22 protein-coding genes are annotated in these 22,831 nt (G+C 66.2%); 13 read left to right on the top strand and 9 right to left on the bottom strand.

The features are described 5' to 3' along the window. Positions 1-147: 147 nt before the first annotated feature. The 3 genes from AC3QL3_RS16975 to AC3QL3_RS16965 all read right to left on the bottom strand — a co-directional run bounded on the left by AC3QL3_RS16975 (position 148) and on the right by AC3QL3_RS16965 (position 4,760). Positions 148-3,129, bottom strand: coding sequence for a TonB-dependent receptor plug domain-containing protein (locus AC3QL3_RS16975; protein WP_492895265.1), 2,982 nt, complete (start codon positions 3,127-3,129; stop codon positions 148-150). Between the two features lie 115 nt (positions 3,130-3,244). After that, entirely contained in the window at positions 3,245-4,159 is a 915-nt protein-coding gene (locus AC3QL3_RS16970) for a helix-turn-helix domain-containing protein (protein ID WP_492895264.1), read from the bottom strand. Positions 4,160-4,451: 292 nt separating this feature from the next. Further along, a complete protein-coding gene (locus tag AC3QL3_RS16965) occupies positions 4,452-4,760 on the bottom strand; it encodes a helix-turn-helix domain-containing protein (protein WP_492895263.1) in 309 nt (102 codons plus the stop codon). A gap of 371 nt (positions 4,761-5,131) precedes the next feature. On the opposite strand from AC3QL3_RS16965, the gene AC3QL3_RS16960 reads away from it, so the two are divergent. Then, positions 5,132-5,971 carry a DUF4097 family beta strand repeat-containing protein gene (locus AC3QL3_RS16960; RefSeq protein WP_492895262.1) on the top strand — a complete coding sequence of 280 codons (840 nt, stop codon included), beginning with the start codon at positions 5,132-5,134 and terminating at the stop codon, positions 5,969-5,971. Between the two features lie 62 nt (positions 5,972-6,033). Here the strand turns inward: AC3QL3_RS16960 and AC3QL3_RS16955 are convergent, their stop codons facing one another. Both AC3QL3_RS16955 and AC3QL3_RS16950 read right to left on the bottom strand, forming a co-directional pair. Continuing rightward, on the bottom strand, positions 6,034-6,747 hold the full coding sequence (locus AC3QL3_RS16955) for a DUF3761 domain-containing protein (protein WP_492895261.1): 714 nt from the start codon (positions 6,745-6,747) through the stop codon (positions 6,034-6,036). A gap of 113 nt (positions 6,748-6,860) precedes the next feature. Continuing rightward, on the bottom strand, positions 6,861-7,199 hold the full coding sequence (locus AC3QL3_RS16950) for a DMT family protein (RefSeq protein ID WP_492895260.1): 339 nt from the start codon (positions 7,197-7,199) through the stop codon (positions 6,861-6,863). 131 nt (positions 7,200-7,330) lie between these two features. Here AC3QL3_RS16950 and AC3QL3_RS16945 point away from each other — a divergent pair, with 131 nt between their 5' ends. Together AC3QL3_RS16945 and AC3QL3_RS16940 are read left to right on the top strand one after the other, a co-directional pair. Then, positions 7,331-7,666, top strand: a complete 336-nt coding sequence (locus AC3QL3_RS16945; RefSeq protein WP_492895259.1) for an SH3 domain-containing protein — start codon at positions 7,331-7,333, stop codon at positions 7,664-7,666. Positions 7,667-7,922: 256 nt separating this feature from the next. Next, positions 7,923-8,393: a hypothetical protein gene (locus tag AC3QL3_RS16940; RefSeq protein WP_492895258.1), complete on the top strand. Its 471-nt coding sequence runs from the start codon at positions 7,923-7,925 to the stop codon at positions 8,391-8,393. Between the two features lie 13 nt (positions 8,394-8,406). On the opposite strand, the gene AC3QL3_RS16935 is transcribed toward AC3QL3_RS16940, so the two are convergent. Beyond that, complete coding sequence (locus AC3QL3_RS16935) at positions 8,407-10,887, bottom strand: ABC transporter permease (RefSeq protein ID WP_492895257.1); 2,481 nt, start codon at positions 10,885-10,887, stop codon at positions 8,407-8,409. Then, on the bottom strand, positions 10,884-11,675 hold the full coding sequence (locus tag AC3QL3_RS16930) for an ABC transporter ATP-binding protein (RefSeq protein ID WP_492895256.1): 792 nt from the start codon (positions 11,673-11,675) through the stop codon (positions 10,884-10,886). Before AC3QL3_RS16930 ends, AC3QL3_RS16935 begins: the two co-directional genes overlap by 4 nt. On the opposite strand from AC3QL3_RS16930, the gene AC3QL3_RS16925 reads away from it, so the two are divergent. The 10 genes from AC3QL3_RS16925 to AC3QL3_RS16880 all read left to right on the top strand — a co-directional run bounded on the left by AC3QL3_RS16925 (position 11,674) and on the right by AC3QL3_RS16880 (position 20,898). Beyond that, positions 11,674-12,300 carry an arylesterase gene (locus AC3QL3_RS16925; protein ID WP_492895255.1) on the top strand — a complete coding sequence of 209 codons (627 nt, stop codon included), beginning with the start codon at positions 11,674-11,676 and terminating at the stop codon, positions 12,298-12,300. The genes AC3QL3_RS16930 and AC3QL3_RS16925 overlap by 2 nt on opposite strands. 120 nt (positions 12,301-12,420) lie before the next feature. Further along, a complete protein-coding gene (gene dcp, locus AC3QL3_RS16920; RefSeq protein WP_492895254.1) occupies positions 12,421-14,577 on the top strand; it encodes a peptidyl-dipeptidase Dcp in 2,157 nt (718 codons plus the stop codon). Between the two features lie 314 nt (positions 14,578-14,891). After that, entirely contained in the window at positions 14,892-15,623 is a 732-nt protein-coding gene (locus AC3QL3_RS16915; protein WP_492895253.1) for a response regulator transcription factor, read from the top strand. Positions 15,624-15,709: 86 nt separating this feature from the next. Continuing rightward, a complete protein-coding gene (locus AC3QL3_RS16910; RefSeq protein WP_492895252.1) occupies positions 15,710-17,017 on the top strand; it encodes a sensor histidine kinase in 1,308 nt (435 codons plus the stop codon). Between the two features lie 55 nt (positions 17,018-17,072). Further along, positions 17,073-18,050 carry an isoaspartyl peptidase/L-asparaginase family protein gene (locus tag AC3QL3_RS16905; protein WP_492895251.1) on the top strand — a complete coding sequence of 326 codons (978 nt, stop codon included), beginning with the start codon at positions 17,073-17,075 and terminating at the stop codon, positions 18,048-18,050. 69 nt (positions 18,051-18,119) lie between these two features. Beyond that, positions 18,120-18,374, top strand: a complete 255-nt coding sequence (locus AC3QL3_RS16900) for a type II toxin-antitoxin system ParD family antitoxin (RefSeq protein WP_492895250.1) — start codon at positions 18,120-18,122, stop codon at positions 18,372-18,374. A 5-nt stretch (positions 18,375-18,379) separates the two neighbouring features. Continuing rightward, positions 18,380-18,673, top strand: a complete 294-nt coding sequence (locus AC3QL3_RS16895; RefSeq protein ID WP_492895249.1) for a type II toxin-antitoxin system RelE/ParE family toxin — start codon at positions 18,380-18,382, stop codon at positions 18,671-18,673. Positions 18,674-18,675: 2 nt separating this feature from the next. Then, positions 18,676-19,446, top strand: a complete 771-nt coding sequence (locus tag AC3QL3_RS16890) for a HipA family kinase (RefSeq protein WP_492898965.1) — start codon at positions 18,676-18,678, stop codon at positions 19,444-19,446. Continuing rightward, positions 19,430-19,834, top strand: a complete 405-nt coding sequence (locus AC3QL3_RS16885) for a DUF3037 domain-containing protein (RefSeq protein ID WP_492895248.1) — start codon at positions 19,430-19,432, stop codon at positions 19,832-19,834. Before AC3QL3_RS16890 ends, AC3QL3_RS16885 begins: the two co-directional genes overlap by 17 nt. Next, positions 19,831-20,898, top strand: a complete 1,068-nt coding sequence (locus tag AC3QL3_RS16880; protein ID WP_492895247.1) for a winged helix DNA-binding domain-containing protein — start codon at positions 19,831-19,833, stop codon at positions 20,896-20,898. Before AC3QL3_RS16885 ends, AC3QL3_RS16880 begins: the two co-directional genes overlap by 4 nt. A gap of 21 nt (positions 20,899-20,919) precedes the next feature. On the opposite strand, the gene AC3QL3_RS16875 is transcribed toward AC3QL3_RS16880, so the two are convergent. Together AC3QL3_RS16875 and AC3QL3_RS16870 are read right to left on the bottom strand one after the other, a co-directional pair. Then, a complete protein-coding gene (locus tag AC3QL3_RS16875) occupies positions 20,920-21,483 on the bottom strand; it encodes a response regulator transcription factor (protein ID WP_492895246.1) in 564 nt (187 codons plus the stop codon). Beyond that, entirely contained in the window at positions 21,480-22,766 is a 1,287-nt protein-coding gene (locus AC3QL3_RS16870) for an ATP-binding protein (protein WP_492895245.1), read from the bottom strand. Before AC3QL3_RS16870 ends, AC3QL3_RS16875 begins: the two co-directional genes overlap by 4 nt. Between the last annotated feature and the right edge of the window lie 65 nt (positions 22,767-22,831).

Here is a 22,831-nt window from a genome sequence, read left to right as displayed (position 1 = left end):
CCGGCGTCGACGCGAAAGGATTGATACGTTTGCTGTTAAGAGCAAATCGGCGTCGAGTTGCGCTGTGGCCGCGTGCGCGCCGAAATCGTCGACCGGCAGCAGCTTTCAGCCGCTGCCGGTCGACGCCCCCGTCAAGTGGAACGTCGATCAGAACTTCTGCGTGTAGCGCAGGTAGTAGAAGCGGCCGATGTCGAACCCGCCCCAGTAGGCGTACTGCGAGTTGGGCGCCGTATACATGATCGGTGGCTTCTTGTTGAGCACGTTGTTCGCGCCGATCGAGATCGTGCCGTTCCATGGTGCGGTCCAGCGTATCTGCGCGTCATGCCACGTGCTTCCGCCGACACGGTTGACCGGCTGTTCCCCCGAATCCGGTGCGACGTTGTCGGGCATATTGCATTCGGGCCCGCCGTCCGTGTCGTAGGAACAGTTCTCCTTCATGCTGGAGTAGTAGCGCGAGGTCCAGGTCGCGCCGAAGTCGCCCAGCGACCAATCCAGACTCAGATTGGAGCGAATGCGCGGGTAGCCGGCGAAACTGTTGCGTACCTCGACAACCGTCTCGGGCTGGTCGTCGGCCTTGACGTTGTTCTTGGAGACGTAGGTCGTGTCCCAGCTCACGCGGAAGCGGCCGAACGAGAATTCCGGCAGTCGATAGTTGATACCGAAATCGTAACCCTCGACTTCCTGCCAGCCCTGGTTGATGCCACCGATCAGAGCCGTGTTGACGTTGCCGTTGGCATCACGCGTGAACAGCGTCGGTGAGCAGCGCGATTCTGCCCCGAACACGTAGCAGTCTTGCAGCATCTGCGTCACCGAGTCGGTGGAAATGGCGTTGTCGATCTTGATGTTGTACCAGTCGAGGCTGAAGTCGAGCCCCTGAATCCAGTGCGGGCTGTACACCAAACCCGCGGTCTTGCTGGTTGACGTTTCCGCCGTGAGGTTGGGATTCGAGCCCGCCATGAACGCAACGGGGGTCTGGCAGGGGAATGCTGCACAAGCCGCGTTGCCTTGGCGTCGCTGGTTGAAGTCCGGCGTTGTCGGGGCTTGAATGCCGCCCATGCCGCTCATACAGCGCGCGAGCACATCAGGATTGCGTCCGGCGGAGTTGCGGATGTCGCAGGGGTCGGTATAGAACGCGAACGTTTGGCTCGATCCGCCGTACAGATCGCCGATCGTGGGTGCGCGAAACCCTTCGGCATAGTTGCCGCGAACCAACAAGTCTTCGATGGGACGCCAAGTCAGGCTGAACTTGCTGTTGGTGGTGTCGCCGAACGTCGAGTAGTCCGAGTAGCGGGCGGCGACGTTGAAGGACAGCTCCTTGAAGAACGGCACGTCCTTCAACACCGGCACATCGACTTCGAGATAGTACTCGTCGACCGAGTAACGTCCCTTGGTCATGGTGCCGGCGAGGTCGGTGGACTGGCCCGCTTGCTTGGATGCGTCAGGTTCGAAGCGGCCGGACTCCTGGCGGTACTCGTAACCCGTGGCGATGCTGAGATCGCCGGCCGGCAGCGAGAACAGCGAACCGGTCAGGTTGGCGCTGTAGTCGACGGTTTTGGTGCGACCGGTATCGTGGTAGTACGGGAACATGAAAGTCTGCAGAGTCTCATTGCCGGACAATGAGTCCGGCGCGACCGTGCCGGCGGGATAGAACGGGTTCCATGGGACGCACTGGCCGGGGCCCGCACCGTACTGAATCGGACGCTGCGGCGTGCCGCATTCCACGCGATTGGTCAGATCGTTGTAGAACGAGGGGCCCGTCGCTGCTGCCACGGCGCCGAGGCTGTAGTCGCCACGGCCGGTCTTGAGCAGATCATTCGTGTTGACGAAGCCGCCGATATCCCAGTTCCAGGTGCGGCCGGCGATCTCGAAGGTGCCTTCCAAGGTGCCCGAGAAACGATACGTCTGCAGATCGCTGCGGGTGGAGCGCGGCACTTCCCAGCCGCGGCGGAGGAAATAGATGTTGGTACTTTCTTCGCCTTCGACCGGATGCTGGTTGCCGAATGGGTTGTAGTAGCTGTCGGCCGACAGATTGCCGCCCTGGAACGGGTAACCCGCCACCTGCTGCGTGGTCGAACGCTTGTTGTACAGGATGTCGGTCGAGAACTTGATGTTGTCGGTGATGTTGTATTCACCCGCCACGAACAAGGAGTGCCGGTCGGTACCCGTCGTACCCATCATTTCCGAGTTCGAGTTGGACAGATCTTGCGCGCCGCCGGCGGAGTTGGTGCCGTGGTAGTCGTTTGGACGTCCGTTGCGACCGTCGTTGAACGGATTGCCGCCGGGATTGAGGGTGCATGAACCGCCCAGGCCTCGCGCGTTGGCGAAGTAGCTGATGTCCTGGCCCGGGCACGAGCCGTCAGGGAAGAAGAACGTACCCCACTGCGACACCGCTGTCAGCGCATCGAGCGGATGCCGGCTGCTGTTGCCGTAGGCGCTCCATGGGCGGTTGCGCGCCCAGGTTGGATCTTCCTTCGAATACTCGGCCGCGACCGTGATCGAGCCGCGCTCGTTGTGCGAGCCGAGCGTCATGCTGTAGGTCTGCTTGGTGCCGTCGCCCTCGTCGTACTGGCCGATGTAGGCGCTGGCTTCCATACCGTCGTAGTTGCGGCGCGTGATGATGTTGACCACGCCCGCGATCGCGTCAGAACCGTAGATCGCCGAAGCGCCGTCCTTGAGAACCTCGATGCGTTCGACTGCCGCTATCGGGACCTGCGACAGATCCTGTAGGCCGTCGCTGGTCGCGCCCAGGCGCTTACCATTCAACAGGATAAGAGTGCGGTTCGCACCGAGGCTGCGCAGATCGATGTAGTAGCCGCCGACGTTTTCGCCGGAAGCCAAGACGCTCGAACGGCTGATCGGCGGCGAGCCGGCTTCGGTCAGGTTCGACAGGATGTCGACGACCGAGTTGAAGCCTTGCTTCTCGATCGCGGCTCGATCGAGTACCAGAATGGGTTGAGCGGTTTCGACGTCCGCCTTGCGGATGCGCGAACCGGTCACTGTGACGGTTTCCAGCGATTGCGTTTCGCCTTGTGTGTCTTGCGCCAAGGCGGGAGCCGCCACGAGCAGGTTCGTCATACCCAGCCCGTAGAGTCCGCACTTGATCGCCTTTCTTAGTATCGTCGTTGACATTGAGATCTTCTCCCGTTTTTTCGTGATCGAAGCCGTAGCAACATTGCGTGGCAATGTCGTTCGATATTAAGAAGCCGTAAATTATTTGTATTGCCAAGAAGGCGCGCCAAACTTTTCACAAACTGCGCTTTTCGACTTCCGAAAGAAGTTCTCGAACCACCAGCGTCGGCTTTCTCGCCATTCGTTCTCTTGCCAGGCGCGCGGTGGTTCCGAAGTTGTCGCGGAATGAGCGGGAAAATGAAGACGGGCTGTCGAATCCGCTGGCCATCGCGACTTCCGCGATCGCAAGCGGGCTGGTATGCAGCAGTCTGAGCGCGTGCTTCAGTCGTTGCCGGACGAGATACGCGTGGGGCGTTTCGCCATAGGCGGCGCCGAAGGCTCGAATGAAATGCGAGGACGAATAACCCGCCATGCGCGCGAGGTCTTCGTTGCTGAAGTCGCTTTGAAAGCTGGCGGCGAGCCGATTGCGTACGCGTTGCAGGCGCAGAAAGACCATTCGCCGCTGTTTGAAGGTACGTCCGGGGCAGGCCGCGATGGACTTCGAGAATTTGTCCTGCAGCGAGAGAATGCGCTGGATCAGCGTCTGTGCTGCGCGGTCTTTTCCTCTCGCCGCGCGCCGCATCGTGACCGCGCTGCGACGCAAGCTGAAATCGGCTGCGTGGCGTGCCGGCAGCAAGGGCGGATCGAGCGTAAGCCCAAGAGACATTCCGGTCAGCTCACGCCAGGTCTGCGCGCCCGCGAGCAAGGCCACCCAGATGGCATTGCCGCGACTGGTGGCGCGCAAGCCGTATTCCGATTCGGAAACGCGCAACTCCCCTGGATATACGACGGCCTCGCCGCTGCTGAACTGCAGTTCCTCGCGCAGCGGAATCCAAACGCCGGCGGCCGAGGCATTGACCGATAGCGTGCAACCGCGACCCGATCCTTCGCCATGCACGACGGCGATGGCGCGTTTCCCTTCCGCCTCCAGGCTTTTTTCGTCAAGTTCCAGGCGGGAACCGTTGGGATAGAAATGACGAATCGGGATCACGGGTAATTATCCGGGTTGAAAAAATAGCGGACTCGAAGGTCCCGATCCCAGAGTCCGCAAGTGTTTCTTTTCGCTGTGACATCTGCTCTTGGAGAGCGCGCTCATCCTAGCGATTAATCTCGCCTTCAAGTTTCCAAAAGCTGACGGGTTTCATTGAGAAAAGAGCGATTTGTTTCATTTGATGAAACATCTCGGATAAAGATGTGCTTTCGCTCCAATCGCGGAGCGATACACGGACATTGCAATGGGGCATGCGCCAGCCTCTGCTGGTTCGGACACTGCAGGTGCGGCGTCAGGGAATGTTGCTGCCGGAGGCCATGGAGGAATGAGCGTATTGCTCGTCACGCCGATCGGCGCCCGGCTCCAGGAGCTCGTCTGCACCGCAGGCAAGCACGGTCATCAGACCCTCCAGCATGTCCAGACGGAGAAGACGTGGGCGCTCGCCGACGATTCGGCTCATTTGTGCGCTGGAGATGCCGATCCCGAGGTTCAGCAGGCGGCGTCGTAGTTCTGCGTTGCTGTAGATGCCGCGCTCGCTCATCAGCGCGGGTAGTCGCCAGTTCAGACGAACGGCTCTGGTGGTCAATGGCTTGTCTTTCATGATCGCCTCGCGCGGTAGTGACCTCTCCCGCCGCGCGGACAGATCCTATCGTGGTGTCGACCCCAAGCCCTATCAGTGTGCCCGATCGATGGTCGGCTCGGTAGGGGGAGTTGGGCTCACGTCGTCCCGATTCCTCGCTCGGGCCGCCGTGCCGGCGAGCGAAGGCGGCGGCGGAGAACAGCGCGAAGCCGAAGTTGGGCTGAGGACCCTAGGTGACCGCAAGGCGTCGTTCGACAGCGATCGGGAGTATCACGTATGGACTTGGTTTGACCTCGGCCCGCTAACTCAGAAGGTGAGGAGATCGGGATCGTGTAAACCTTCCACGCCGGAACGGTATCCAAGTAGGCCCTAGACCCAATGCCGGAGGCTCCATGCTGCGCACGATTACCGTGATCCTGTTTGCCCTGTCGCCGCTTGCTGCCCTCGCGGACGACTGCGCCTTTCGCGCCGAGCGCAAGCTCGACATCGACGCCAAGGGGCTCGATGCGTTCGATCTCGCCACCGGTGCCGGCGATCTGAACATCAAGGGCGTGGCGGGCCTGGCGAGCATCGAAGTTCGCGGCAAGGCCTGCGCCAGCGAAGAGGCGAGCCTGGCTGCGCTGCAGTTGACTCAGCGCCGTGAAGGCGCGGTCGCGCTAGCGGCGACCCAGATCCCCGACAACGACGGCGGTATCAAGCTGTTCGGCAACCACTACGCTTACATCGACGTCGAAGTGCGGATGCCGGCGGCGCTGGCGTTGCGCTTGCGCGATTCTTCCGGCGACATCGAGATCGATGGGCTGCGCAAGGGCATCGACCTGACCGACAGCTCCGGCGACATCGATCTGCGCGACGTCGGCGGCGGTATCCGCATCAAAGACACCTCGGGCGACATCGAGGCCGACGGTGTTGAAGGCGACGTCACGGTCGATTCCGACAGTTCCGGCGACATCGATCTGCGCAACGTGCGCGGCAATGCCGTCGTGCACAACGACAGTTCGGGCGACGTCAAATTCCGCCACATCGGCGGGCATGCACGCATCGACAACGACAGCTCCGGCGACATCGTGTTCGACGACATCGGCGGCGACGCCGGCGTCGGCAGGGACAGTTCCGGTGATATCCGCGCCGACCACGTGCGCGGCGGTTTCACGGTCGAGTCGAAGGCCAACCTCGACAGCATTCACTACTCGGACGTCGGCGGCAAAGTTAGTCTGCCGCCGCAGCACTGACCGGTCGAAATGCGAAGGCAGCGCATGCGCGCTGCCTTCGGGGTAGATCGGATGCGCTTCCGTTATGGCGAGCAGGTCTTGCCGTGCGCGGCGTGGTAGCCCTTGGCTTGCGCGTCGGCTTCGCTCAGGTACTCGCCCTGTTTGGTCTTGCCGTAGTAACGGTCGGATGAGCAGTGGTAGACCTTGGTTTCGGTGTTCGCCCAAACCTTGCCGGCGCCGCCGCCCGGTGCCGCGGCGCGATTGTTGGGATCGGTTTGCGTATGCACCGTCGGCGGCGCGGCAGTCGAGCGCGGTGCCAGTGTCGTGACCGATGCGGCCGCGGGCGTCGAAGGCGCAGCGGGTGCCGGTGTCGGAGGCGCTGCCGGGGCCGCGGCCTTCGTCGCGGGTGCTGCGGCAGCAGCGCTTGCGCCGTACCATTCCTTCACGCCTTTGTGGCCGCGGCAGGCGCCTTTCTTGGTGTCCGCATCGGTGTAGCTGCCGTCCTTGCACAGCCCGGTCGAGCCGGCCGGAGCACTGCCCGTCGGTGCGGCGGCCGTGGTCTTGGATGCGGATTTGCTGGCCGTGCTGTCAGTAGCCGCGGTCGCAGCGGCGGCGGCATACCATTCCTTCACGCCCTTGTGGCCGCGGCAGGCGCCCTTCTTGGCGTCGGCCGAGGTGTAGCTGCCGTCCTTGCACAGGCCGGTGGAGCCGGCCGGAGCGCCGGCGGGGGCTTGCGCGTGGGCAGCGGCGAACGACAACGCCAGCGGCAGAGCGAGTATGGCGGACAAGACTTTCATCGCATTCCTCCTGCGTGGGATGAGCGTAAGCGACGCTACGCTCGCATGCTTACGGAATGCTTTCCGAGAGCGCCGCCACGGTGACGAAACGTGTCCGGGGCGAGCGGCCGACCTCATTCCTGGAAGATGAAGAACGCCGCTGCGACGATCAGCGCGAAACCCACCAAATGGTTCCAGCGGATCGCGGCGCCGAGGTAGAACACGGAGAAGCCGGCGAAGACGCAGAGCGTGATGATTTCCTGTATCGCCTTCAGCTGCGCCGGATTGAACACGCCGTAGCCATAGCGATTCGCCGGCACCTGCAAGCAGTACTCGAAGAACGCGATGCCCCAGCTCGCCAGGATCACGATCCAGAGCGGCCGATCGGTGAATTTCAGGTGGCCGTACCAGGCGAACGTCATGAAGACGTTCGAGCCGATCAGCAGCAGGATGGGCAGTACGGCATTCCACATGGCTACGCTCGCGTTCGGGAGAGGCGGTGCATTCTAGGTTCTTCGCCTCCGCGCTGGACTTGCGCTGCGGATTTGCGCAAGCTCGAAGCGGTTCCCGTCAACGCGGCCCGCGGCCGCGCAGGAGGCGCAAGATGCAGTGGAAGTTGCTCGCCGTTTCCTTCGCCCTCGCTCTTGCGGCTTGTGCCGCCACGGCCGACGAGACGCCGTCGTCGGAGCAATGCGAGATCGACTACGCGCCGGCTGTCGGCTGCCGCCTGAGCGACACGGTCGCCGCCGATGGCACGCATACGATGGTGTTCACCGCGGGCAAGCAGCGCGTGGAATTCGTCGGCAAGTCGCAGAGCGGCTGGTGGTCGGGCAAGCTCGACGGGCAGCCGGCGATGGCGCGCGAGATCAATCGCGGCCACATCATGTTCAGCACGGTCGATCTGAACAAAGCTTTTGAATGGCGATCGAAAGGCAACTAGCCCGGTGCCTGCGGGGAAGGGCACGTAGAGGCCGCGGCGGCAGGCATTCCCAAGCCTGCTTTACGAGGTAAAAGCCTGTAAGTCCGGCGTTTGGTCGGAAGTCCGCCCACGCCTGCGTGCTAGCCTGCTTCGACCTTCGATACGGCTTATCGCCATGCGCCGTTGCACGTCCGTCTCTCGCCCCATTCCCTCGCCCAGTATCGGCCGCCGCACTTCGATCGCGACCCGAAAAAGCCAGCACGCACCGGCTGTCGTCGTGCTCGTGCTGCTCGCCGTACTGCCCGTCTCGGGCGCCTGGGCGCAGGGATTCGGCGGCAAAGGCGGTGGTGGACATCGCGGCGGCGGCAATCGCGACGCGGCGACCGCACCCTGCGCGCCGGCTGCAGCGGCCGCTGCCGGCGACGCGCTCGCCGGCTTTCTCGCCACACTGCGCGACTTGCGCACGCAATTGCTGCTGCGTGCCGACCAGACCGAGGCGTGGACGGCCATGCGCGATGCGCTGCTCGCCTACGAATCCGTCGCCACCGCGCAAGCCGCGACTGCTGCGGAACCTCTGCAGCAGATCAAGGCGCTGACCGACTCTGCCCAGGAGCGCGCGGCGACGCTGGCCAAGTTCGATGCGGCGATGGACGTACTCGTCGCCGCGCTCGACGAACCGCAGCGGCGCCTGCTGACCGAGCGTCTCGGCAGCACGTTCGCGGCAGGCGCTGCACCTGCCGCACACTGACGCATTGCGTGGATCAAATGCGTGGCAGTACCGCCATCGGCGAGGTGCGTGCGATGCGCAGCGTGCCGATCCAGCCGGCCACGGCGACCACCGCGGCGGCGCCGAGCACGACCGCTCCGAGCGCATCGAGCGGCGGCAGATAGCCGGGCAAGCGAAACACCTGGCGCGCAAGCAGCGCGCCGATCGCGCTGGCACCGACGATCGCGATGACGCCGGCGAGCAGACCGAGCGCGCCGAACTCGGCCAGTACCGCGATATTGAGCTGGCGCGTGTGCGCGCCGAGCGTGCGCAACAGCGCGGTTTCGCGGCGGCGCTCGTCCGCGGTGGCGGCCAGCGCCGCGAGCAGCACCAGCAGGCCGGCGGCGAGGCTGAAGGCGAGCACCCAGGCGACCGCATCGCTGACGCGCGCGATGATCTCGCGCACGCGGTCGAGGATCGCGTTGAGATCGATCAAGGACAGATTCGGATAGTCGCGCGACAGTCCGGCCAAGGTCGCCGTCGCATCGCCGCCGAGATAGAAACTGGCGACGTGACTGTACGGTAGTCCGGCGCCGCTGGCCGGATCCAGCATCAGGAAGAAATTGACTCGGAACGAATCCCAGTCGACGCCGCGGATGCTCGCGATCGTCGCGGTGATTTCACGTTCGCCGACGCGCAAGGTCATCGTGTCGCCGAGTTTCAGATGGAACATGTCGATCCACATCTGATCGACCGACAGTTGCGGCCCCTGCGTTTGCGTGTCGAACCAACGTCCCTGCAGCAGCTTGTTCGAATCGGGCAGCTTGTCGCTCCAGCTGACGCGCGTTTCGCCGTTGATCCACCCGGCCGCGCGGCGATCGTCGTAGTCGTCCGGATTGGGCATGCGGCCATTGATCGCGACCAGCTTGCCGACCGCCAGCGGCAGCGTGGTGAGGCTGTGCGCGCCGGCTTCGCGTAGGCGTTGCAGTACCGCCTCGCGCTGCTCGGCTTGCAGGTTCAGCACGAACCAGTTCGGTGTGTCGTTGGGCAGCTCGGCGCGCCAGCGCGCGAGCAGGGACGGACCCACCACCGCGAGCACGGCCAGCGCGGTCAAGCTCAGCGCGAGCGCGCCGGCTTGCAGCAGGGTCAGCGTGCGCCGGCGTGCCAGATTGGCGAGCCCGAAGCGCAACGCGCCGCGCAGTCGCGACGCCGCCAGGCGCGTCAGTTTCAACAGCAGAAGGCCGAGCACGAAGGTCGTCAGCGCAACGCCGGCGAAACCGGCTGCGAGCGTGGCGGCCAGACGCGGATTGTCGGCACCCAAGCCGATCAGCACCGCACCGACCGCGAGCGGCAGCAGATACAGCGCATCGAAGCGGCGCACGCGCGCGGACGTCTCGCGGCGGAACACGCGCATCGGCTCGATTTCGCGCAGACGCAAGAGCGGCGGCAGGGCGAAGCCGAACAGCACGGCCCAGCCGACCGCGAACGCGGCCAGCGGCGGCTGCCAGGGCAACGGCGGCGCCGCACCGGGCAAAAGACCGTGCGCGAGGCTCAACGCCAATTCCTGCAAACCGAGGCCGAGTGCGAGGCCGAGCAAGCAGGCCGGCAGCGCGAGCAGGCCGAGTTCGAGCAGGAGCGCGGTGAGAATTTCGCTGCGACTGGCGCCGAGGCAGCGCAACAAGGCGACTTCCTCGACTTTGCGCCGAGCGAACCGCTGCGCTGCCAGCGCGACCGCAATACCGGACAAGAGCGCGGCGAGCAGGGCCGCCAGGCGCAGGAAGCTTTCGCCGCGTTCGAACGCGGTGCGCATATTGCGCTGCGCATCTTCGATCGTGGTCAGCTCGGCGCCGTCGGGCAGGCGCGGCTTGGCCCAGGCGGCGAACGCAGCGACCTGAGCCGCGTCGCCGGCGAGGAGCAGACGATGCCGCGCACGGCTGCCGACGCCGATCAAGCCGCTCGCCTCGGCGTCGGCCAGATTCATCAGCACGCGCGGAGCGAGGCGGAACGCGTTGCCGCCATCGGGCGACTGCGTGATTTCACCGGCCACAAGCAGGTCGCGGCCGCCGAGCTGCACGGTCGCGCCGGCGCGCACGTCCAGCGCGACCAGCGCAGCGCGATCGGCATAGATCGCGCCGGCCGGCGGTGCCTGCGCGCTTTTCTCCACGCCGTTCGCGTCGAGCACGCGCAAGCTGCCACGCAGCGGAAAGGCGGCGTCGCTGGCGCGCACGTCGGCGAGTTTGCTGGCGGTACCTGCGAACACGACGCTGGCGAAATCGGCGAGCCGGTTCACCGCCAGGCCGCGGCGCGCGGCTTCGGCGGTGAATTCGGGCGGCAGCGGTTTGCCGGCGTTGAGGGTGAGATCGCCGCCGATCAGTTCCGCGGCGGAGGCCACGATCGCGCGCTCGACTCGCGTGGCCAGGGTCGCCACCGCCGTCAGCGCCGCCACCGCGAGCACCAGCGCCGCGGCCAGGGTCGCCAGCTCGGCTTGGCGGAATTCGCGTCGCAGGCTGCGCGCGGCGAATGCAAATGGCCTCACGCGCGCGGCTCCTGCGCCGGAATCTCCCTCACCTCACGATCGGCTTCGCTCTCGGTCGCGATACTGGCCCGGGAAGAAGACGCGCCATCGCCCGTGATCGAGTCTGCAACGGCTTCGACGATGCGCCCTTCGCGCAACTGCAAGCTGCGCGCGCAGCGCGCCGCCAGCTTGACGTCGTGCGTGACCAGCACCAGGGTGGTCGCGTGCTCGCGATTCAGCGCGAACAAGAGGTCGCCGACGCTGGCGCCGGTGCGCTGATCGAGATTGCCGGTCGGCTCGTCGGCGAACAGGATTTCCGGCTCGTGCACGAACGCGCGCGCGAGCGCCACGCGCTGCTGTTCGCCGCCGGACAGCTGATGGGGATAGTGGTGCCGGCGCCGTTCCAAGCCGACGCGTGCGAGCGCCTCGGCCGCACGCGCGCCGGCGTCGGCGCGACCCTCGAGGTCGAGCGGCAACATCACGTTTTCCTCGGCGTTCAGAGCCGGCAGCAAATGGAAGCTCTGGAACACGAAGCCGACCAGACGCCGGCGCAGGCGCGCACGCGCTTCCTCGTCGAGCGCATCGAGGCGTTGTCCGGCCAGGGTGATGCTGCCGCTGCTGGGGCGATCGAGGCCAGCGAGCAGGCCGAGCAGGGTGGTTTTGCCCGAGCCGGAAGCGCCGACGATGGCGAGGCTGTCGCCGCGCGCGACCGTCAGTCCCACGCCGTCGAGAATGGTCAGGCGCCCGTCGGGGCCGTCGACGACTTTGCTAATCTCGGTCGCACTCAAGGCGATGGTGTCTGCGCTCATGATCCTGCTTCGTATCCTGTTGGTTTGGGCCTGTCTCGTTTCGGGCTTGTCCGTGTCGAAAGCGGCGCCGGCCCCGCTCCTGGTGCTCGGCGACTCGCTCTCCGCCGCGCACGGCATCGCGCTGAACGACGGCTGGGTCGCCCTGCTCGAGCGGCGCCTGCAAACCGCACCGGCGCCGCGGGCGGTCGTCAACGCGAGCATCAGCGGCGAAACCACCGCCGGTGGCCTGGCGCGTCTGCCGGCCCTGCTGGCCGAACACAAGCCGGCCCTGGTGCTGGTCGAACTCGGTGCCAACGATGGTCTGCGCGGCCTGCCGCTCGCCACTGCGCGCGCGAACCTGGCCAAGATACTGACCGCGATCCAGGCCGCGAATGCGAAGATTTTGCTGATCGGCATCGAGCTGCCGGTCAACTACGGTCCGCAATACCGCGACGGCCTGCGTTCGATGTATCGGGGTCTGGCCGAGGAATTCAACGCGCCCTTGTTGCCGTTCCTGCTCGACGGGGTCGCGCTCGACCCCGATCTGATGCAGGACGACGGCCTGCATCCGAACGCGAAAGCACAGCCGAAAATCCTCGTCACGGTCTGGACTGCGCTGGAACCGCTGCTGCGCGATTTGCGCTGAGCCGGTGTCCGCGCGCGGCGGACCGGGCCTAACGGCCTATGTCCCGCCGTTGCGAGTCCGTTAAGCTGCGCGACCCGGCTGCGCCTGCGAGGCGCGGCAACCCAATCAGCGAGGACGCTCATGCTGCGCAAACGGCTCTTGGTGACGACGATGAATCTGGTCCTGATCGGTGGTTTCGGCATTCTGGCGCAGGCGCCGGAAGCCTCGGCGAAGGATGCGGCCAAGGCGTCCGCGTCGGTGGCGGGCAACCCGTTCGCCAAGGTGAGCACGCTGCCGTTCCACGCGCCGCCGTTCGACAAGATCAAGGATGCCGACTACCAGCCGGCATTCGAAGCCGGCATGCGCGAGCAGCTCGGCGAGATCGCCAAGATCACCGCGCAGAAGGATGCGCCGACTTTCGCCAATACGATCGTGCCGCTGGAGCGCAGCGGTCAGATGCTCAGCCGCGTCTCCACCGCGTTCAACGCGGTGACCGGTGCCGACACCAACGACACCCTGCAGAAGGTGCAGGAGGCGATCGCGCCGAAGCTGGCCGAGCACCAAGACGCGATCTTCCTCGACGACAAGCTGTTCGTTCGCGTCAGCAAGCTGTACGACCAGCGCGACCAGCTCGGCCTCGACGCCGAACAGAAGCGCCTGCTCGAACGCTACAACGAGAACTTCGTGCGCGCCGGCGCCAAGCTCGCCGAGGCGGACAAGGCCAAGCTGCGCGAGTTGAACAAGGAAGAATCGACGCTGACGACCGACTTCGCCAACAAGCTGCTGGCAGCCAACAACGCCGGCGCCCTGGTGGTCGACGACAAGAAAGATCTCGCCGGCTTCTCCGACGCCGACATCGCCGCCGCTGCCGACGCCGCCAAGACCGCCAAGAAGGAAGGCAAGTATCTCGTCGCGCTGCAGAACACCACGCAGCAGCCGGCGCAGGTCTCGCTGACCGACCGCGGCGTGCGCGAGCGCCTGTTCAAGGCTTCGACCGACCGCGCCGAGCACGGCGACGCCAACGACACGCGCGCGATCATCCAGCGCCTGGCGGTGCTGCGTGCCGACCGCGCCAAGCTGCTCGGCTATTCGGACTTCGCCGCCTACACGCTGGCCGACCAGATGGCGAAGACGCCGGCCAACGCGATCAAGCTGATGACCGACATGGTGCCGACCGCGACCGCCAAGGCGCAGGGCGAAGCGGCCAAGATGCAGGCGCAGATCGACAAGGGCGCCGCCAAGTTCAAGCTCGCGGCGTGGGATTGGCAGTACTACGCCGAACAGGTGCGCAAGGCCGAATACGATCTCGACGAAGCGCAGATCAAGCCGTACTTCGAGATCGACCGCGTGCTGCACGACGGCGTGTTCTACGCCGCCAACCAGCTCTACGGCCTGACCTTCAAGGAGCGCAAGGACATCCCGGTCTACCAGCCGGACGTGCGCGTGTTCGAGGTGTTCGACGCCGACGGCAAGTCGCTGGCGCTGTTCTACGCCGACTACTGGAAGCGCGAGAGCAAGCGCGGCGGCGCCTGGATGGACAACCTGGTCGGCCAGTCGCGTCTGCTCGGCACCAAGCCGGTCGTCTACAACGTCTGCAACTTCACCAAGCCGTCGGCCGGCCAGCCCGCGCTGATCAGCTACGACGACGTCACCACGATGTTCCACGAGTTCGGCCACGCCTTGCACGGCATGTTCTCCAACACCGAATACCCGACCCTGTCGGGCACCAACGTGCCGCGCGATTTCGTCGAGTTCCCCTCGCAGTTCAACGAGCACTGGGCGCGTGACCCGAAGGTGTTCGCCAACTACGCCAAGCACTACCAGACCGGCGCACCGATGCCGGCCGAGCTGGTCGAGAAGATCAACAAGTCGCGCACCTTCGACCAGGGCTTCGCCACCACGGAGTATCTCGCCGCGGCCCTGCTCGACATGGCCTGGCACACGCAGCCGGCCGGCACGCCCAAGCAGGACGTCGATGCGTTCGAGAAGAAGGCGCTCGAGCAGTACAAGGTCGCCGTGGACGTGGTGCCGCCGCGCTACCGCACCTCGTATTTCGCGCACATCTGGGGCGGCGGCTACGCCGCCGGCTACTACGCCTATCTGTGGAGCGAAGTGCTCGATCACGACGCGTTCTACTGGTTCCGCGAGCACGGCGGCATGACGCGCGAGAACGGCCAGCGCTTCCGCGACATGATCCTCTCGCGCGGCAGCACACAGGAAATGGCGGCGCTCTACCGCGCATTCCGCGGCCGCGATCCGAGTGTCGAGCCGCTGCTCGAACAGCGCGGCTTAAAATGAAAAGTGCGGCCATGGATGGTCGCGGGTAGACCAGCCGAAGCCGCTTCATTTCCGCGGCTTCGAGCTGCCCGGTTGCGGCGATCATGGACGATCGCTCAGGCGAACCACCCCTGATGCCTGCGACGCGGCCGATCGAAGCCGCGTCTTTCCCTGAGCATCGAGTCCGCCGGCCGCCTCGATCGCGGACTACGACGCGAACCAGCGCCGCATTTGCAAAACAAAACCGATTCGGGCTAACTTTTTCACGCCTCGATCACGCCGTACGGTCCGTAATTTTCACGAACGTGAAGATCACGTGCATAGGGGGAGATCTCGTGGACAAGCGCGACAGTCATACCGGTGCGATCCTGCTCGTCGAAGACAGCCGCGGTATTTCGGAAACGGTCGGGGAATTTCTGGAGCGGCGCGGTTACTCCGTCGATTACGCCGCCGACGGCATCAGCGGCCTGCGCCTCGCATCGACCAACAGCTACGACGTCATCGTGCTCGACCTGATGCTGCCCGGGCTCGACGGCATCACCTTGTGCCGCCGCTTGCGCCACGACGAGAAGCGCGCGACCCCGGTGTTGATGTTGACCGCACGCGACACCGTCGAAGACAAATTGGTCGGCCTCGACGCCGGCGCCGACGACTACCTGGTCAAACCGTTCGAGATCCGCGAACTCGAGGCGCGCCTGCGCTCGCTGATCCGGCGCAACCGCCGCCAAGTCAGCGACGAGGTGCTCAGCGTGGGCGATCTGGTGCTCGACACCGCCACCCTGCGCGTGACGCGGGGCGGCAAGGAGCTGCAGATCGCACCGATCGGCGTGAAGCTCTTGATGATCCTGATGCGCGAGTCGCCGCGCGTGGTCAGCCGGCGCGACATCGAACGCGAAGTCTGGGGCGACCTGCTGCCCGATTCCGATACCCTGCGCAGCCACTTGTACAATCTGCGCAAAATCATCGACCGTCCGTTCGCGACCCAACTGCTGCACACGATCCACAGCTCCGGCTACCGCTTGGCCGATCTCGGCGTCGAGTCGGCGCCGGACCGGCGCAGCGCTTGAGGGGTGGGGCGCCAGCCGGCGCGCGGTACGAATCATGGCGGCTTGCCGTCGGCAGGGGCTGACGCGGCACGCCGCGGGGATATCGCATGTACCGCCCGCTTGGCATCCGCCGCAAGATCTGGGCGGTCTTCATCCAGCAGATGGCTGCGATCAGCCTGGCCGGCTTGCTCGGCGTGTACGTCGCCGCGAGCCTGATCGAGAACCTGATCCTGCGTGAAATCGTTTCACGCGAAGCGAGCCAGTTCGTCGAGCAGCGGGCACTCGATCCGGCCACGCCGCCGCCGCAGAACTCGTTCGTGCGCAGCTATTTCAGGAAATCCGCCGCCGACACGCCGGTGCTGCCCCGCGAGATCGCCGGACTCCCGCCCGGCTACCACGCGCCCGCCGCGAATCGTCCGGCGCTGGCGATCGCCGACCTGCCGAACGGACGCGTCTACGTCGTGTCCGAACAGCAGCGCCTGCATTCCTACGTGTTCTGGACCGGTTTCGGCCTGTTCGCGCTGCTGCTCACCACCGTCTACATCACCGCCTGGCTGTCCTATCGCGCCTCGCGTCGCGCGCTGGCGCCGATCGTCGTCTTGGCCGACACCGTGCGCGGCTGGGACCCGAAGGCGCCGGACATCGACGCGCTGTTGCCGGAGAACCTGCCGGTGACGGTCGACGTCGACGAGGACGTCAGCAGCCTCGCTCACGCGCTGCACGGATTCGCGGTGCGGCTGGAAGAGTTCGTCCACCGCGAACGCAACTTCACGCGCGACGCCAGCCATGAACTGCGCACGCCGCTGACCGTGATCAAGGTCGGTGCCGACGTGCTGCTCGACGAGGACGAACTGCCCGGCTTCGCGCGCCGCACCGCCGGACGCATCCGCCGCGCCGCGCGCGACATGGAGGCCTTGATCGACTCGTTCCTGATCCTCGCGCGCGAAGACGGCGTCGGCCTGCCGGAAGAGGACTTCACCGTCAACGAAGCGGTGCGCGAAGAAGTCGAGCGCGCCAAACCGCTGGTCGACGACAAGTCGGTGCATTTGAGCGTGGAAGAGCGCGCGGTCTACACCTTGCACACCTCGCCGCGTGCGTTCGGTGTCTTGATCGGAAACCTGATCCGCAACGCCTGCATGTACACCGAACGCGGCTCGGTCACCATCACCATCGACGACGCCTGCGTGATCGTGCAGGACACGGGTGTTGGTATGAGCGAAGAGGACCTGGCGCACCTGTTCGAGTCGTTCTACCGCGGCAGCGTGCGCAGTAAGGGTGAGGGGCACGGCATCGGCTTGTCCATCGTCAAGCGCCTGGCCGACCGCTTTGGTTGGGAGATCAGCATCTCGAGCAAGCTCGGAGTCGGCACCACCATTCGCGTCGATTTCCCCTCGCTGATGCAGGAAGCCACCTAGGCGGCGCGCGCCCTATACTTGCTCCTTCGTTTTCGTTCCGAACGGGAGTACGCGCGTGCTGCGTCGTCTGGTCGTCGTCTGTTCCCTGTTGTTCGCCCTGCCCACGGAGGCCGCTGTGCCCGTACTCGTCATTCACGGCGGCGCCGGCGTCGTCAAATCCGAGCTCACGCCGGAGAAGGAAAAGCTCGTGCGTGCCGATCTGGAGCGCGCGCTCGCGGCCGGTTATCAAGTATTGAAGTCCGGCGGCAGCAGCGTCGACGCGGTCGGCAAGGCGATCGTCGTGCTGGAGGATTCGCCGCGCTTCAACGCCGGCAAGGGCGCCGTGTTCACTCACGACGGCAAGAACGAACTCGACGCCTCGATCATGGACGGCGCGACCTTGCGCGCCGGCGCGATCGCGGCCGTGCACCGGGTCAAGAATCCGATCCTGCTGGCGCGCGCGGTGATGGAAAAATCCGAGCACGTGTTCCTGGTCGGTGACGGTGCCGAGGTGTTCGCCAAGACCGCCGGCATCGAGCTGGTCGATCCGAAGTACTTCTACACCGAAGAACGCTGGCAGGCGCTGCAGAAGGCGCTGCGCGAGGAGCGCGAGAAAGCGGCCGAACCGGGCAAGACGCCGCATCACGGCACCGTCGGTGCGGTCGCGCTCGACATGCAAGGCCGCCTCGCCGCCGGCACCTCGACCGGCGGCATGACCAACAAGCGCTGGGGCCGCGTCGGCGACTCGCCGATCATCGGCGCCGGCACCTATGCCGACGCGCGCTGCGCGGTGTCGGCGACCGGCTGGGGCGAGTACTACATCCGCGCCACCGCGGCGCGCGACATCTGCGCGCGGGTCGAGTACGCCAAGACGCCGGTCGCCGAAGCGGCGCGGCAGGTCGTGATGGAGGTCATCCCCAAGCTCGGCGGTGACGGCGGCGTGATCGCGCTCGATGCCGACGGCAACTTCGCCACGCCGTTCAACACCGACGGCATGTACCGCGGCTGGGTCGACAAGGACGGCAAGACGCACGTCGCGCTGCTGGCGGAGTGACGCGGGCGGCGTTGACAATCGCGCATTGCCGCGCAGAATGCGTTTGACTAACAGTTAGTGGAGAGGACGATGCCGACCAGCGTCGCGCTCGGCGAGCATTTCGAAGACTTCGTCAAACGCCAGCTCGCGGAAGGGCGCTACAACAACGCCAGCGAAGTCGTGCGCGCCGGCCTTCGCCTGCTCGAGCACGCCGAGCAGGAAAGCGCGCTGCGGCTGAAGGCACTGCGCGCTGCGCTCAAGGCGGGCATCGACAGCGGCGTCGGCCGCGAAGCAGACGACCTATTCGATCGCCTCAAGGCCAAGTACGAAACCAAGAAATCCTGAAGCGAATGCGCACCTTCCTGTCACGCTTGGCCGAGCGCGATCTCGAAGAAATCGCCGACTACATCGCTGCCGACAACCCGCCTCGAGCCTCGAGTTTCATCGACGAATTGCGCCGGCACGTCGCCAGGATCGGTGAGACGCCGCTCGCATTTCCAGCACGTGCCGAGCTCGGTGCGGGGATACGCGCCAGCTTGCACGGCCGTTACGTGATCTTCTTTCGTGCAACCGAAGAGCAGATTCTGATCCTGCGCATCCTGCATGCGGCACGCGATCTGTCCGCTCAGTTACGAGACCCATGAACTTGCGAACCATCCACGCCACCCGCTACGTCACCCCGCTGCGCGAAGGCGGCTCGCTACCCGCGATTGTCGAAGCCGACGACGAGGGTTTGTACGTGCTGAAATTCCACGGCGCCGGGCAGGGTGCGAAAGCGCTGATCGCCGAACTGGTCGGCGGCGAGATCGCGCGTGCGCTTGGCCTGCGCGTGCCGGAGATCGTGTTGGTCGAACTCGATGCGGATCTCGCGCGCACCGAGCCGGATCCGGAGATCCAGCATTTGATTCGCGCCAGCGCCGGGCTCAATCTTGCACTCGACTACCTGCCAGGCTCGGTCACGTTCGATCCGGTTGCCGAGACGGTCGATGCGGAGTTGGCTTCGACGGTGGTCTGGTTCGACGCCTTCATCAGCAATGTCGACCGCACCGCGCGCAACACGAATCTCTTGGTCTGGCATCGCCGGCTGTGGTTGATCGACCACGGCGCCGCGCTGTACTTCCATCACGATTGGAGCGGGTATCTGGACCGTGCGCGCGCGCCGTTCGCGCGTATCAAGGATCACGTGCTGCTGCCGTACGCGAGCGCGTTGCGCGAAGCGGATGCGCGCTGCGGCGCCGCGCTGAACGCGGAAACGATCGAGCGCATCGTCGCGCAGATTCCGGACGCTTGGCTGCTCGGCGACGCGCCGTTCGCCGACGCCGCGGCGCATCGTGCCGCCTACGCGCAGTATCTGTGCCGGCGTCTCGAAGCGCCGCGCGAATTCGTCGAGGAGGCGATCCGTGCACGCGGCCTATGATTACGCGCTGATTCGGGTGGTGCCGCGCGTGGAGCGCGGCGAGTTCGTCAACGCAGGCGTGGTGCTGTCGTCGAAATCCGCCGATTTTCTCGAGGCGCGCATCGAATTCGACGAGATGCGCCTGCTCGCGCTTGCGCCGGATCTCGATCTCGACGCGGTACGCCGCCATCTGGCCGCGTTCGCGGCGATCTGCGCCGGCGGCGCCGAGGCCGGCCCGATCGGCCAGTTGCCGCGGCGCGAGCGTTTCCACTGGCTGACCGCGCCGCGCAGCACGATGATCCAGACCTCGCCGGTGCACAGCGGCCGCTGCGTCGACGCTGGGACGATGCTCGAACGCCTGCTCGCGACGATGGTGCGCGTACCGCCGCTGCGCGATCCGCCGGCATGACGTCGCGCCGCTTCGATCTCCTGCGCGAGCGCCTGCACCGTCATCGCCTCATCGGCGGAAACTTCGCCAGCGTAGAGGATGCGGTGTCGGCGCAGCTCGCGGTGCAAGCGCAGGATTATCTCGGTGCACTGTGGGGCGTCGGCCAGCGCGTGCGCGGCGTCGACGAAGCCGCCGTCGAGCGTGCGCTGGCCGAGCGCCGCATCGTGCGCAGCTGGCCCTTGCGCGGCACCTTGCATTTCGTCGCGGCCGACGATCTGCGATGGCTGCTGCAATTCGTCGTGCCGAACGTGCTGCAACGGCATCGGCGTCGTCTGCTGCAAGATTTCGACATCGACGAGCGCGTGGTCGAGCGCGCGCGCAGCGTGTGCCAACGCGTGCTCGGCGGCGGTCGCGCGCTCGCACGCGACGCCTTGTACGCCGCGTTCGATGCGGCGGACATCACGACGGACGCCTCGCGCGGTCTGCATCTGGTTTGGTGGCTGGCGCACGAAGGTACGCTGTGCTTCGGCCCGCGTGCAGGCAAGCAGCAAACCTTCGTGCTGCTCGACGATTGGCTGACGCCGACGCGTCCCTGGTCGCGCGAAGCAGCGCTCGCCGAACTGGCGCGGCGCTATTTCGAGACTCGCGGTCCGGCCAGCGTGCAGGACTTCGTTTGGTGGTCCGGCCTGGCCGCCGCCGATGCCGCGGCCGCGCACGAAAGCGTGCGAGCGCAACTCGTGCTCGAGCGGATCGACGGCGTCGAGTATTGGTACGGCGCGGAAGCCGTCGCAGCGGACGGCGGCGCGCGCGTGCATCTGCTGCCGGCATGGGACGAATACACCGTCGCTTATCGCGAGCGCGGCGCGTTCCTCGAAGCGGCACAAGCGAGCCGCGCCGGCAACGGCATCTTCAAGCCGGCGCTGCTGGTCGACGGTCGTATCGCCGGGATCTGGAAACGAACGCTGTCGAAGTCCGGGGTGGAGGTGGTCGCCGACTGGTTCGAGCCGCCGAAGGCGGCGGTGCGCAAGGCGTTCGACGAGGCGGTAGGGCGCTACGCGGAATTCCTCGGTCTCCAACCGCGCTGATCGCGGCCGCGCGCCGACGATTCAGCCGGAAGGGTTTTCGCGCACCGGGCGCTTGGACAGCTTGCGCTGCAAGGTGCGCCGATGCAGGCCGAGACGCCGCGCGGTCTCGGAGATGTTGCCGCCGCATTCGGTCAGAACGCGTTGGATGTGCTCCCACTCGAGCCGGCGCAGTGGCGGTGCGTGAGCCGGCAGCGGTGCGTGCGCGTCGGCTTCCTCACCGGCGTCGCCGAGCAGGGCCTGCACGACTTGGTCGGCGTCGACCGGCTTGGCCAGGTAGTCGTGCGCGCCGCGTTTGATCGCCTCGACCGCGGTCGCGATCGAGGCGTAGCCGGTCAGCAGCAGGATGCGCAGATTCGGCTGCGCGGCGAGCAGCTCGGGGATCAATGCGAGCCCGTTCTCGGCGCCGAGCTTGAGATCGAGCACAGCGAAGTCGGGCGCCGCCTGGCGTACCAGGGCCAAGGCGCCGCTGCGGTCGGCGGCGGTGCTGGCGGCGAAGCCGCGCGCGTTCAAGGCGCGTGCGAGCACGGCGCTGAACACGACGTCGTCGTCGATCACGATCACGCTGCGGTTCGGTTCGGTCGTCATAGGGGGCGATTGTCGGATGCGAGCAGCGGCACGCGCAATCGCTGCAGCCAGCCGCCGTCGGCGAGCGCCTCCGCGGTGAGGTCGCCGCCGAGCTGTTCGGCGGTGGCATGCGCCAAGGCCAGACCGAGGCCGAGGCCGTCGCGCTTGCTGCTCTGGAACGCGGTGCCGGTCCCCGGCGCGATGTAGCTGCCGCGGCCGTGGTCGCGCACGAACAGTTCGGCGACGCGACGCCCGGCGACCACGCCGAGCTCGATCTTCTCCGAACCCGCCGCGAGCGAGGCATCGGCGGCATTGCTGAGCAGATTGATGACGGCGTGGCGCAGGTTCGGCGCGGCTTCGATCACGCGCACTTCGGCGCCTTCGCCGATCGAGGTGACCAGCTCGATTTCCGGCCGCAGCAGGTGGAAATGCGATTCGCAGTCGCGCACGAACTCCGCCAGCGGCATGTGTCGCGGTGTGCCGGAGAGCTGACGCCGGCCGACCGCGACCAGTTCTTGCAGGATGTCGCGGCAGCGTGCGGCCTGGCCGATCAAGAGATCGAGATCGCCACCGAGCTGGCCGTCTTGGTGTTCGCGGCGCAGTTCGGCCAACAGGGTGCGAATCGTCGACAGCGGCGTGTTGAGTTCGTGCGCGGTGCCGGCGGCTTGAGTTGCGATGGCGAGGATGCCCTCGTCGCGCAGCGCGCGCTCGCGCTCGCGCTGCACCTCCGCTTCGCGCTCGCGCAATGCGCTGGCCAGGCGCGAGATGAAGAACGCGAGCACCGCCGCGGTGACGCCGAAGCTGATCGCGGTGCCGGCCACGTGCAGATTGAAGTTGCCGGCCGCGTCGTGCAGCGGCGGCAGCGGCAGGTGCCACACGATCAGCGCCAGATACGCGGTGGCGGCGAGCAGGGCCACCGCGACGACGTGCTTGCGCGGCAACGCGGCCGCGGCCAGCGCGATCGGCATGACCAAGAGCGAGACGAACGGATTGGTGGCCCCGCCCGAGCAGTACAGCAGGAACGCGAGCACGCCGATGTCGACCGCGATGTGGCCGAACGCTTCCGCCGCGCTGACCGGCCACGGCTGGCGCAGACGCCAGAACGCGAAGATGTCGAACGCGGCGAGCGCGCCGATGCCGAGCGCCAGCGGCAGCAACGGCACCGGTACGCGCAAGGCGAAGGCGACCACCAGCACCGTCAGCGCCTGCCCGGCGACCGCGCACAAGCGCAGCCACGCCAGCGTCTCGGTCAGCTCGCGGGCGTGATGGGGTGTCGCTTTGCGGGAGGGGACGGTGGCGTTCATGCGGCTCGAGCGTGCGCGGCATTCTGCCATCTGCGGCTGGCCGCGTGCGCGCTGGGCACTACGAT

The sequence above is a fragment of the Dokdonella sp. GW821-FHT11D02 genome (assembly GCF_058808595.1).
This window is presented reverse-complemented; position numbering and strand designations above follow the sequence as displayed.

Bases quoted from the DNA above. Each gene is read 5' to 3' on its own strand.
- dcp (WP_492895254.1), top strand. From the start codon at position 12,421: ATGCTGCGCAAACGGCTCTTGGTGACGACGATGAATCTGGTCCTGATC.
- AC3QL3_RS16870 (WP_492895245.1), bottom strand. From the start codon at position 22,766: ATGAACGCCACCGTCCCCTCCCGCAAAGCGACACCCCATCACGCCCGC.
- AC3QL3_RS16875 (WP_492895246.1), bottom strand. From the start codon at position 21,483: ATGACGACCGAACCGAACCGCAGCGTGATCGTGATCGACGACGACGTC.
- AC3QL3_RS16960 (WP_492895262.1), top strand. From the start codon at position 5,132: ATGCTGCGCACGATTACCGTGATCCTGTTTGCCCTGTCGCCGCTTGCT.
- AC3QL3_RS16965 (WP_492895263.1), bottom strand. From the start codon at position 4,760: ATGAAAGACAAGCCATTGACCACCAGAGCCGTTCGTCTGAACTGGCGA.
- AC3QL3_RS16900 (WP_492895250.1), top strand. From the start codon at position 18,120: ATGCCGACCAGCGTCGCGCTCGGCGAGCATTTCGAAGACTTCGTCAAA.
- AC3QL3_RS16910 (WP_492895252.1), top strand. From the start codon at position 15,710: ATGTACCGCCCGCTTGGCATCCGCCGCAAGATCTGGGCGGTCTTCATC.
- AC3QL3_RS16895 (WP_492895249.1), top strand. From the start codon at position 18,380: ATGCGCACCTTCCTGTCACGCTTGGCCGAGCGCGATCTCGAAGAAATC.
- AC3QL3_RS16945 (WP_492895259.1), top strand. From the start codon at position 7,331: ATGCAGTGGAAGTTGCTCGCCGTTTCCTTCGCCCTCGCTCTTGCGGCT.
- AC3QL3_RS16975 (WP_492895265.1), bottom strand. From the start codon at position 3,129: ATGTCAACGACGATACTAAGAAAGGCGATCAAGTGCGGACTCTACGGG.
- AC3QL3_RS16925 (WP_492895255.1), top strand. From the start codon at position 11,674: ATGATCCTGCTTCGTATCCTGTTGGTTTGGGCCTGTCTCGTTTCGGGC.
- AC3QL3_RS16955 (WP_492895261.1), bottom strand. From the start codon at position 6,747: ATGAAAGTCTTGTCCGCCATACTCGCTCTGCCGCTGGCGTTGTCGTTC.
- AC3QL3_RS16950 (WP_492895260.1), bottom strand. From the start codon at position 7,199: ATGTGGAATGCCGTACTGCCCATCCTGCTGCTGATCGGCTCGAACGTC.
- AC3QL3_RS16880 (WP_492895247.1), top strand. From the start codon at position 19,831: ATGACGTCGCGCCGCTTCGATCTCCTGCGCGAGCGCCTGCACCGTCAT.
- AC3QL3_RS16930 (WP_492895256.1), bottom strand. From the start codon at position 11,675: ATGAGCGCAGACACCATCGCCTTGAGTGCGACCGAGATTAGCAAAGTC.